Source organism: Streptacidiphilus pinicola (genome assembly GCF_003258295.1).
Taxonomy (GTDB): domain Bacteria; phylum Actinomycetota; class Actinomycetes; order Streptomycetales; family Streptomycetaceae; genus Streptacidiphilus; species Streptacidiphilus pinicola.
This window is the reverse complement of sequence record NZ_QKYN01000123.1, coordinates 1-9,854: the sequence shown is the minus strand read 5'-3', so window position 1 is coordinate 9,854 and position 9,854 is coordinate 1. Positions and strand designations below refer to the sequence as shown.

Here is a 9,854-nt window from a genome sequence, read left to right as displayed (position 1 = left end):
CGGTTCCCCCCGAGCCCCCGCGGGTCCCCCCGGGGCACAAGACTTTCCGGTGGCCACGGCTGGATCAATGGTTTGCCGCGTGCCGAAAGCTGCATCTGCTACAAGCGGCACACGGAGGAGCCGGCTCACACGGTGGCTATAGTCCTGCCACGCCGCGATCTTCGAGCGCCGGCGGCGAGGAGGAGGGTCGGCCCGTGAGCGGAGGAGAACGCAGGCTGAGCCAGGCGGCCGAGGCGTACTACAAGCGCGTCTGCACCGACGGCGCCCGACTCGCGCCGGCGGACGTCCCCGACCACGAGCGGCCCCTGGTCGACGAGCTCGTCCGGCTCTCGCTGCTGGAACCCGACACCGAGGCCGGCGGACTCGTCGCCGTCGACCCCCGACTCGCGAAGATCGAGCTCGGGGCGCCCTACTACGAGGACGCCCTGCTCAAGCTGAGCGCGGCCCGGCAGCTGCCCGCGGTGGTCGCCCGCCTGTCACGGGAGTTCCACCGCAGCGTCCCCCCGGGCGGGACCACGAGCGGCGTCTCGGAGATCGCCACCGGCAGGGCAGAGGTCGCCCGCCGCCTCGCCGCGCTGACGGACGGCTGCGCCGAGGAACTGCTGGACCTGCGGCAGCGGATGCCGGATGACGGCGGCCAGGACGTGTTCCGCCGGACCCTGGCGAACAGGGGTCCCGGGTTCCGGTGGCGGACCGTCCTGCGGACGGCCGCCCGCTTCCTGCCCGCGCACCGCGCCCACGCCGCGGCCGTCGTCGAGGCCGGCGGCGAGGTGCGGACCGAGGACCACCTGATCGAGCCCCTGCTCGTCTTCGACCGCACCACCGCCGTGATCCCCGCGGACCTGGAGCGCGACCCCACCGGCAGGGAGACCGTCGCCCTCATCACCGACCCGGCCGCGGTCGACTACCTGCGCGGCGTCTTCCTCACCATCTGGGAGGACGCCCACCCGTTCGTTCCCGACGCGGACAGCGCCGACGCCACCGAGCGCCTGAAGCGGTCGATCCTCCATCTCCTGGGCGAGGGCCTGGATCAGGCCGCCATCGGGAGGGAGCTCGGTCTCGCCCCCCGGACCCTGAACAAGTACATCGCCCTGCTCAAGTCGGATTTCGACGTCGCCTCGCTGTTCCAGCTCGGCGCAGCGGTCACCCGGGGGCATTGGTGAGTTCCGGCGCCGGAGGCGGAGCGCCGCTCAGCCGGGCGGCGGAGCTGCTCTTCCAGGAGATCCTCGACCACGGCGGCGTCTACCGCCTCACCGTGCCCACGATCGACGACGACCCGCCGTGCAAGGAGCTCTTCGACTGCGGGCTGATCGGCCTCACCGACCCCAACGCGGCGGTGTCCGCCGCCCGCCACTTCACCGCCGTCGACCCGGTGCTGGCGCGGGCCCGGTGGCTGGCGCACCTGCGCCACCAGGCGATCGAGCGGTTCGACGCGCTGGAACGGCTCTCGGCCGACCTGGACACCCTCGTGGCCGCCTACGACGCCGGCCCCGTGGACGCGGCCGGCCGCAACGGCGGCTTCGAGGCCGTCGGGGGCCGTCGCGAGATCAACGCGCGCATCGGGCAGCTGATGGCGGCCGCCACGCGCGAGGTCTTCAGCCTGCAGCCGGGCGAGCGGCCGTCGCACCTCCTCGACAACGTCACGCCACGGGACCGGGACGCGGCACACCGGCTGACCTGGCGCACCCTGTACTCCGAATCGGTCCGCCAGGACCCGAACGTCCTGCGGTACGTCCGCGTCCTCACCGGCGAGGGGGCCCGGTTCCGCACCAGCACACGGCTCATCGGGCGCCTCATCCTCATCGACCGCACCACCGCGGTCATCCCCATGACGGCTCCGCCCGCCGGCATGGCCGCCTGCTTCGTGTCCGAGCCCACCGTCGTCGCCTTTCTGCGCCAGGTCTTCCTGGCGCTCTGGCGACAAGGCCATCCGTTGGAGGCCGACCAGCCCTCCCTCGCCGACCTGCCTCCCCTCCAGCAGGAGATCGCAGCGCTCCTTCGCGAAGGGCTGGATCAGGCCCAGATCATGCGCCGGACCGGACTGAAGACCCGTACCTGCTCCGCGCAGATCGCCGACCTGAAGAAGGCCTTCGGGGCCGGCACCCTCTTCCAACTCGGCGCGGCCCTCGCGGCGGCGGAGGCGCGGCAGGCCCGGTCCCGCCCCGATCCAGAACGCGAGTGAAACTCATATGAGTGACTCGCCAAGGCCGCACCCGATCAGGCAGAGTGAGGCCATGCACGTTCCCGCGTCATCCGAAGGAACCGTCCGCCGCCGGCCCGTGCAGCGACGCAGTCAGGAGCGCTTCGACCGCATCCTGGACGCCACCGCGCGCCTGCTCGACGAGGTCGGATACACCGGGCTGACCACCAAGGAGGTCGCCCGCCGCGCGGAGGTCCCGATCGGGACGCTGTACCAGTTCTTCCCCGGCATCGACGGCCTGTTGGGCGCACTCGCGGAGCGCAACCTCGAACACTTCATCGACCGGCTCACCCGCCGCATGGAGGCCGAGCGGCCCTCCGACGTCGCCACCCTGGTCGACCTCGCGGTCGAGGAGTACGTCGCCATGCACCGCGCCGTCCCCGGCTTCGGCGTCGTCGACTTCGGCGCGGTCGGCCGCGAGGACGCGCAGAGCGTGCACCTGCTGGACTCGGTCCTGGAGAACAACGCCGCCGTCGCGGACCGTCTCTGGGCCCTGCTCGGTGACCTCATCGGCGGCGAGGACCGCGCCACCGCGCGCGTCTCCCTCCACGTGGCCCTCGAGTGCGCCGACGCGGTCCTCCGACTGGCCTTCCGCCAGGACGCGGAGGGCGACCCGCTGCTGATCGCGGAGTGCAAGAAGCTGCTCCGGGGCTACCTGTCCGCCGAGTGAGGCAGTCGCGCACCTACTGGCGAATCCTCGGCATCACGCTGTCCGTGAAGAGGTGCAGGCTCTCCCAGCCCGCCTCGACGGGCATGCCGCCGACCATCGGGTGGAGCAGCAGCGTGCCCATCGGGCCCTCCTCCGCCGCGGCGGCCACGCACTGGTCCGGGGTGAGGCAGCAGTAGACGCCCTCCGCGCGGAGCTGGTCGACGGTCAGGGCCTTCGTCGAGACCGCCGAGCGGATGGCCGCCGTCTGCCAGGAGGCGTAGGTGCGGGCCTCGTGCAGGAAGTGCTCGCCGTACCGGGCCCAGGCGCGGTCGGGGTCGTCGGTGCAGTGGACCATCCGGGTGCGCTCAGGCGGCAACAGCACGAAGCCCTCGTGCCAGTCCGCCTCCTCGGCCAACGTCGCGTAGTAGTCGACCAGTTCGGGCAGGTAGGCGGCGGTGAACAGCGGCAGCCGGAACCGGACGGCGCGGCGGACCGCCGCCTTGGACGAGCCGCCCACGATCAGCGGCGGGTGCGGCGCGCTCAGCGGCGGCGGGGTGAGCCGCACCGTGCGACCGCGGTACTCGAACTCCTCCCCCGTCCACGCGGCGAGCAGCGCGCCCAGCACCTCGTCCTGGATCCGGCCGCGCCGCTTCCAGTCGACACCCATCAGCTCGTACTCGGCGGGCCGGTAGCCGATCCCGGCGACGGTGGTGACCCGCCCGTCGCCGAGGTGGTCCAGCACGGTGAGCTCCTCGGCCAGCCGCAGCGGGTCGTAGAGCGGCGTGATCAACGCGCAGAGCATCAGCGGGATCCGGCTGGTCGCCCCCACGATCGCCGCGGCGGTGGTGATCGGCGCCGGGCTCCAGCCGTCCACGACGCCGTGGTGCTCCTCCAGCGTGATCAGGTCGAAGCCGTGCGCCTCGCCGTGGGCGGCCATCTCGACGGTGGCACGGTACCGGGCGGCGACGTCCTTGCGGTCGAGGCCGGGTGCGACCTGGTTGAAGCGCAGCGTGGTGAGCGTCACGGGCTCGTCCCTTCCAGGCGCGGACAGCTGACGCTTCGTCAGCTATCGGCCATGGGTACCACCCCCGCCCGCACAAGAGAACAGGCAGGCGATGCCCGGGATGTGAAATACCTTCGGACGTCCGAGTATTTCTTCCTACGCTGCATCGGTATGACCGAGACCACGACGCCCACCACCGCCCGCGCCACCGTTCCCGCCACCGTTCCCGCTCTCGCCGCCCGCGCCACCGGGGTCGGCGCCTCCCCCGTCCGGGAGATCCTCGCGCTGACCGCACGCCCCGAGGTCATCTCCTTCGCCGGCGGCCTGCCGGCCCCCGAGCTCTTCGACGCCGCGGGGCTGCGTGCCGCGTACGACGCGGTGCTGCGGGAGGCACCGCGGCAGGCGCTGCAGTACTCGACCACCGAGGGTGACCCGTCCCTGCGCGCGGCCGTCGCCGCCCGACTCGCCGCGCGCGGCCTGCCGACGGACGCGGACGACCTGCTCGTCACCGGCGGCTCGCAGCAGGGCCTGTCGCTGCTGGCCACCGCGCTGCTGGAGCCCGGTGACACCGTGCTGGTGGAGGACCCCACCTACCTGGCCGCGCTCCAGGTCTTCGGCTTCACGGGGGCGCGTGTGGTCGCCGTCCCCACCGACGACGACGGCGTGCTGCCCGAGGCGCTCGACGCCCTGGTCGCCGCGGAGCGGCCGAAGCTGCTCTACCTGATCCCCACCTTCCAGAACCCCACCGGCCGCACGCTCCCCGCGGAGCGCCGGGCCGCGGTCGCGGAGATCGCGGCCCGGCGCGGGCTGTGGGTCGTCGAGGACGACCCGTACGGCGAGCTCCGCTACAGCGGCGAGCCGGTGCCGTGGATCTCCAGCTACCCGGGGGCGGAGGACCGCACGGTGCTGCTGGGCAGCTTCTCCAAGATCATGGCGCCCGGCCTCCGCCTCGGCTGGCTGCGCGCGCCGGGCGCGCTGCGCCGGGCCTGCGTCATCGCCAAGCAGGCCGCGGACCTGCACACCTCGACCGTCGACCAGGCCGCCGCCGCGCGCTACTTCGCCGACGCGGACCTCGACGCCCACCTCGCCACCGTCCGCGCCGCGTACCGCGACCGGCGCGACGCGCTGCTCGCCGGCTTCCCGGCCGCACTGCCCGCGGGCAGCGACTGGAACCGGCCCGACGGCGGCATGTTCCTCTGGGTCCGCCTCCCCGCCGGCCACGACGCGACCGCGCTGCTGCGCACCGCCGTCACCCACGACGTCGCCTTCGTCCCCGGCGCGCCGTTCTTCGCCGGCGACCCGGACCCGGCGACGCTGCGGATGTCCTTCGTGACCCACACCCCGGACGAGATCGCCGAGGGCCTGCGCCGTCTGACGCGCTCCTTCGGGTGACCTGACGGCCGCCCGAGGCCGCCCGACGATCGCCTACCGGGCCTCGACCGACTACACACCACGCGTATACATCATGTGTATAGTCGGGCCATGAGCATCGGACACACCCTGCTGGGCCTGCTCGAGGCCGGGCCCAGCCACGGATACGACCTGAAGCGGGAGTTCGACGCGCGCTTCGGTCAGGACCGCCCGCTCCACTACGGGCAGGTGTACTCGACCATGGCCAGGCTGCTGAAGCACGGCCTGGTCGAGGTCGAAGGCGTGGAGCCGGGCGAGGGGCCGGAACGCAAGCGCTACGCCATCACCGACGCCGGACTCACGGACGTCGCCCAGTGGCTCAGGACGCCCGAGAAGCCCGAGCCGTACCTGCAGAACACGCTGTACACCAAGGTCGTCATCGCGCTGCTCACCCACCGCAGCGCCGAGGCCATCCTGGACGCCCAGCGCTCCGAGCACCTGCGCCTGATGCGCGAGCTCACCCGCCGCAAGACCGAGGGCGACCTGGTGGACCAGCTGATCTGCGACCACGCGCTGTTCCACCTGGAGGCGGACCTGCGCTGGCTCGAGCTGACGGCCGCCCGGCTCGACCAGCTCCGTACCGCGGTGGTCGTGGCATGACGGACACGACGAGCGGCCTGCCCGGCCCCGAGCCCCTGCTCAGTGCCCGGGGGCTGCGCAAGGCCTACGGAAGCACCCCCGCCCTGGACGGCGCCGGATTCACCGTCGACGCGGGCGAGATCGTCGCCGTGATGGGCCCCTCCGGCTCGGGCAAGTCCACGCTGCTGCACTGCCTCGCCGGCATCGTGAAGCCGGACGAGGGCACGGTGCGCTACGCGGGCCGGGAGCTGTCGGCCCTCGGAGACGCCGAGCGCAGCGCGCTGCGGCGGGAGGAGTTCGGCTTCGTCTTCCAGTTCGGGCAGCTGGTGCCCGAACTCACCTGCCTGGAGAACGTCGCGCTGCCGCTGCGTCTCGCCGGCGCCCGGCGGCGGGACGCCGAGCGGCGCGCCGCGGCCTGGCTGGAACGCCTGGAGGTCACCGACTCAGGGCCCAAGCGGCCCGGGGAGATCTCCGGCGGTCAGGGCCAACGCGTGGCGGTGGCACGGGCCTTGGTGGGCGAGCCGCGGGTCGTCTTCGCCGACGAGCCGACGGGCGCGCTGGACTCGCTCAACGGCGAGCGGGTGATGCGGCTGCTCTCCGCCGCCGCCCGCGAGACCCGGGCGGCCGTCGTGCTGGTCACCCACGAGGCCCGGGTCGCCGCGTACTCGGACCGGGAGATCGTCGTCCGCGACGGGCGGACCACGGCCGATCTGACCGCGGGAGCGCTGTGAACACCCGGCTGAACACCTGGTCCCGCGAACTCGGCCTCGGCGCGCGGTTCGCGTTCAGCGGGCGCGAGGGCTGGTTCCGCACCCTGCTGACCGCTTTCGGCGTCGGCTGCGCCGTCGCCCTGCTCATGCTCGCCACCGCCCTGCCCGGGATGATGAACGCCCGGAACACGCGTGGCGCGGAGCGCGATCTCATGTACTACGGCCCGCCGCTCGCCGCCGGCGCCGACACCCTGCTGGTCCGGGACGCGGACACGGAGTTCCACGGCGCGGCCGTCCACGGCGAGCTGGTCAGGCCGGAGGGCCCGCACGTGGCGACCCCGCCCGGCCTGTCCGCCTGGCCCGGCCCCGGCACCATGTACGTCTCCCCCGCCCTGCGCGAGCTGCTGGCCGCGCCCGGGGGCGCGCTGCTCAAGCAGCGGCTTCCCTACCGGGAGGTGGGCACGGTCGGTGACGCGGGTCTGGTGGAGCCGGGCGAGCTGGCCTACTACGCCGGCGACGCCACGCTCTCGCCGACCTCGGACAACTCCGGTGCGGGTGCGGTGTACCGCACGAACAGCATCGGCGGTCACGCGATCACCGACGGCCTGTCGCCGATGCTGACGCTGCTGACCGTCGTCACTTTCCTGGTACTGCTGATCCCGGTCGGCGTCTTCGTCGCCACCGCCGTCCGCATCGGCGGCGAACGAAGGGATCGACGGCTGGCGGCACTCCGCCTGGTCGGTGTGGACATCCGCGGCACGCACCGGGTCGCCGCCGGAGAGGCCCTGGTCGGCGCGGTGCTCGGGCTGCCCGCCGGATTGCTGGTGTTCGCGGTGGCGCGCGAACTGGTGGCCCGGGTGCAGCTGCTGGGGCTGAGCGTCTTCCCCTCCGACCTCACCCCGCGCGGCTGGCTGGTCGGCCTGATCGCCCTCGCCGTCCCGCTCTGCGCCCTGGTGGTGACCACGGTCTCGCTGCGCGGCGTCGTCATCGAGCCGCTGGGCGTCGTCCGGGCGGCCCGCCCGCCGAGGCGGCGGCTCTGGTGGCGGCTGCTCCTGCCCGCGCTCGGCGTCCTGCTGCTGCTCACGACCACGCTGGGCGACACCTTCAGCGACTCGGCCCAGCGCCGGCTGATCGCCGGGGTCGCCTCCCTGCTCGTCGGTGTGACCTTGCTGCTGCCCTGGCTGATGGAGCGGGTGGTCGGTCGCCTCGGCCGCGGGCCGGTACCGCTGCAGCTCGGCAGCCGGCGGCTGCAGCTCTCCGGCGGCGCGGCGGCGCGCACCGTCAGCGGTGTCGTCGTGGCGGTGGCCGGGGCGATCGCCGTGCAGAGCCTGTTCGGGGGCGTGAGCAGCCAGTACACGACGTCCACCGGGCGTGACCTGACGCGTGCTCAGGCCGGGATCGAGGCCACGCTGACCGGCCCCGACGTGGCGGAGCGGGTGATCACCGGGCTGCGCTCCACTCCCGGCGTGCTCGGTGCGACGGGCCTGCTCAGCATGTACGTGACGGTCCCGGGCTCGCCGGAGCCGCTGACGGTCGCGGTGGGCGACTGCGCGACGCTCGTCGAGTACGCGGCGATCGGCGGCTGCCGACCGGGCGGCGTCTACGACGTCCCGCCCGGGGCGAGCGGCGTGAGCGACGGGCAGGGCCCCCTGCCCGGGGCGTCGGTCCACCCCGGGCAGCGGCTCGACCTGAACGCCGACGACACGAGCACCGACGGTCGGTCCGCGCGACCGTCCCCCTGGACGATCCCGACCACGCTGCGCACCGTCGCGGCGCGTCGCGCACCCGACGGCTCCACGCACACGGGCGTCTTCGCCACACCGCAGGCACTCGCCCCGGGGCGGCTCGCCCACCCGCAGCTGAGCAGCGTGGTGCGGCTCGCGCCCGGTGACGGGGACGCGATCGAACGCGCCCGCACCGCGGTCTCCGCCGTGGTCCCCGGGCTGCAGCTCGAGGCCTACTCCACGACGACCACGGACCGGAAGTTCGCCAACATCCGGCGCGGCCTGCTCGTCGGCGCGGTGGTGACGCTCCTGCTCATCGCCCTGGGCATGGCCGTCTCCACGACGGAGCAGCTGCGGGAGCGCAAGCGCCTGCTCGCGGTGCTGGTCGCCTTCGGCACGAAGCGGTCCACGCTGGCCCTGTCGGTGCTGTGGCAGAGCGCGGTGCCGATCCTGCTCGGTCTGCCGTTGGCCCTGGCGGGCGGCATCGGGCTGGGCGCGCTGCTGCTGCGGGTGACCGGGCAGCCGGTCGGCGTCGACTGGGGCGCCGCCGGCGTCCTGCTCGCCGCCGGCGCGGGCGCCGTGGCGGCGGCCACCCTGCTCAGCCTGCCCGCGCTGTGGCGCATGATGCGCGCGGACGGGCTGCGCACGGAGTAGCCGCCCTGCTCGCCCGGCCGGTCAGAGCTTCGGCACCCAGCGCACGCCCGAGAGCGCGTCCTCGACGAGCTGCACCTGTCGCGACAGCACGTTGAGGCGCGCGCCCTCCTCCGCGTAGGCGCGCAGGCGCTCCTCGATGGCATGCGGCTCGAAGTGGTCGGCGAGCTCCACGCGCGCCCGCGAGTACGCGCTGCGGGCGACCTGCAGCGCGCCGTCGGTGAGGTACCGGACGTCGCGGGCGAGCATCAGCGGGTGCTTGTAGAGCACGTGATACCGCCGCCACTCGCCCGGCACCTGGTCATAGAGCCACCTACGGGCGGACTCCTCCCAGCCGGGACTGCCTGGCGGCTGCACGCGCTCCGGCCAGCCGGGTGGGACGGGCGAGCTGTTCACCCCTCCAGTATAGGAACAGATTTTCGATTTTCGAGCGACTTGATCGAGCGCCCCGGTGAGCGGAGGCGACCTCACGTACTGTGCTCCGCATGATCGGTTCCGAGATCGAGATCAGCGCGGACCTGGTCCGCGAGCTGCTGCGGGAACAGCATCCCGACCTGGCCGGGCGCGGGGGCTCGCGGCGATGAAGTGCCTGTTCCTGATGGCGATGGGCCGCGCGGGCGACCGTGGCCTGCCCGGCGGCAAGCCGCACTGGGGACCCGCGGGCCGGTCCGCGCTGGAACGTGACCTGAAGGGCCTCTGACGCCGGGGTGGTGCCTGCACCACCCCGGAAGAGGGTCCGGGGGACAGAGACGTGGGGGCGGTGGTCCGGGAGGCTGAGGGTGTCCGGAGGGGATGGGACACAGGCATCGGGAGGGGTTGTGTTCAAGCGCAGGGGAACGTCGCGGGTGGGCCCGGTCGGGCCGGGTTGGTCGCCGTGGCGGCCGCCGTGGTCGTGGGGGCCGCGGTGGTGCCCGCCGCCCCGGCGGGC

Annotated in this window: 9 protein-coding genes and 1 pseudogene; 8 read left to right on the top strand and 2 right to left on the bottom strand. The window is 73.6% G+C overall.

Annotated elements, in window-relative coordinates; all coding sequences use genetic code 11:
- Window positions 1-194: 194 nt before the first annotated feature.
- From DN069_RS29265 to DN069_RS29255, 3 genes are all read left to right on the top strand, one after another.
- Window positions 195-1,163 carry a helix-turn-helix domain-containing protein gene (locus DN069_RS29265; protein ID WP_111506035.1) on the top strand — a complete coding sequence of 323 codons (969 nt, stop codon included), beginning with the start codon at window positions 195-197 and terminating at the stop codon, window positions 1,161-1,163.
- On the top strand, window positions 1,160-2,182 hold the full coding sequence (locus tag DN069_RS29260) for a hypothetical protein (RefSeq protein WP_111506033.1): 1,023 nt from the start codon (window positions 1,160-1,162) through the stop codon (window positions 2,180-2,182). The genes DN069_RS29265 and DN069_RS29260 overlap by 4 nt, the downstream gene beginning before the upstream one ends.
- 97 nt (window positions 2,183-2,279) lie before the next feature.
- Window positions 2,280-2,870: a TetR/AcrR family transcriptional regulator gene (locus DN069_RS29255; protein ID WP_341538512.1), complete on the top strand. Its 591-nt coding sequence runs from the start codon at window positions 2,280-2,282 to the stop codon at window positions 2,868-2,870.
- A 13-nt stretch (window positions 2,871-2,883) separates the two neighbouring features.
- Here the strand turns inward: DN069_RS29255 and DN069_RS29250 are convergent, their stop codons facing one another.
- A complete protein-coding gene (locus DN069_RS29250) occupies window positions 2,884-3,873 on the bottom strand; it encodes an LLM class flavin-dependent oxidoreductase (RefSeq protein ID WP_111506029.1) in 990 nt (329 codons plus the stop codon).
- Between the two features lie 150 nt (window positions 3,874-4,023).
- Between DN069_RS29250 and DN069_RS29245 the strand changes: the two genes are divergently transcribed.
- The 4 genes from DN069_RS29245 (at window position 4,024) to DN069_RS29230 (ending at window position 8,929) form a co-directional block, all read left to right on the top strand.
- Window positions 4,024-5,244 carry an aminotransferase-like domain-containing protein gene (locus DN069_RS29245; RefSeq protein WP_111506027.1) on the top strand — a complete coding sequence of 407 codons (1,221 nt, stop codon included), beginning with the start codon at window positions 4,024-4,026 and terminating at the stop codon, window positions 5,242-5,244.
- Window positions 5,245-5,334: 90 nt separating this feature from the next.
- The gene (locus tag DN069_RS29240) at window positions 5,335-5,862 is read left to right on the top strand and encodes a PadR family transcriptional regulator (protein WP_111506025.1); all 528 of its coding nucleotides are present in this window, start codon (window positions 5,335-5,337) and stop codon (window positions 5,860-5,862) included.
- Window positions 5,859-6,572, top strand: a complete 714-nt coding sequence (locus DN069_RS29235) for an ABC transporter ATP-binding protein (RefSeq protein ID WP_111506023.1) — start codon at window positions 5,859-5,861, stop codon at window positions 6,570-6,572. The genes DN069_RS29240 and DN069_RS29235 overlap by 4 nt, the downstream gene beginning before the upstream one ends.
- Complete coding sequence (locus DN069_RS29230) at window positions 6,569-8,929, top strand: FtsX-like permease family protein (protein ID WP_111506021.1); 2,361 nt, start codon at window positions 6,569-6,571, stop codon at window positions 8,927-8,929. The genes DN069_RS29235 and DN069_RS29230 overlap by 4 nt, the downstream gene beginning before the upstream one ends.
- Window positions 8,930-8,950: 21 nt before the next feature.
- On the opposite strand, the gene DN069_RS29225 is transcribed toward DN069_RS29230, so the two are convergent.
- Complete coding sequence (locus DN069_RS29225; RefSeq protein WP_133260076.1) at window positions 8,951-9,322, bottom strand: hypothetical protein; 372 nt, start codon at window positions 9,320-9,322, stop codon at window positions 8,951-8,953.
- Window positions 9,323-9,485: 163 nt separating this feature from the next.
- Here DN069_RS29225 and DN069_RS29220 point away from each other — a divergent pair.
- A pseudogene (locus tag DN069_RS29220) lies at window positions 9,486-9,626 on the top strand (aminoglycoside phosphotransferase); the annotation flags it as partial.
- Window positions 9,627-9,854 lie beyond the last annotated feature (228 nt).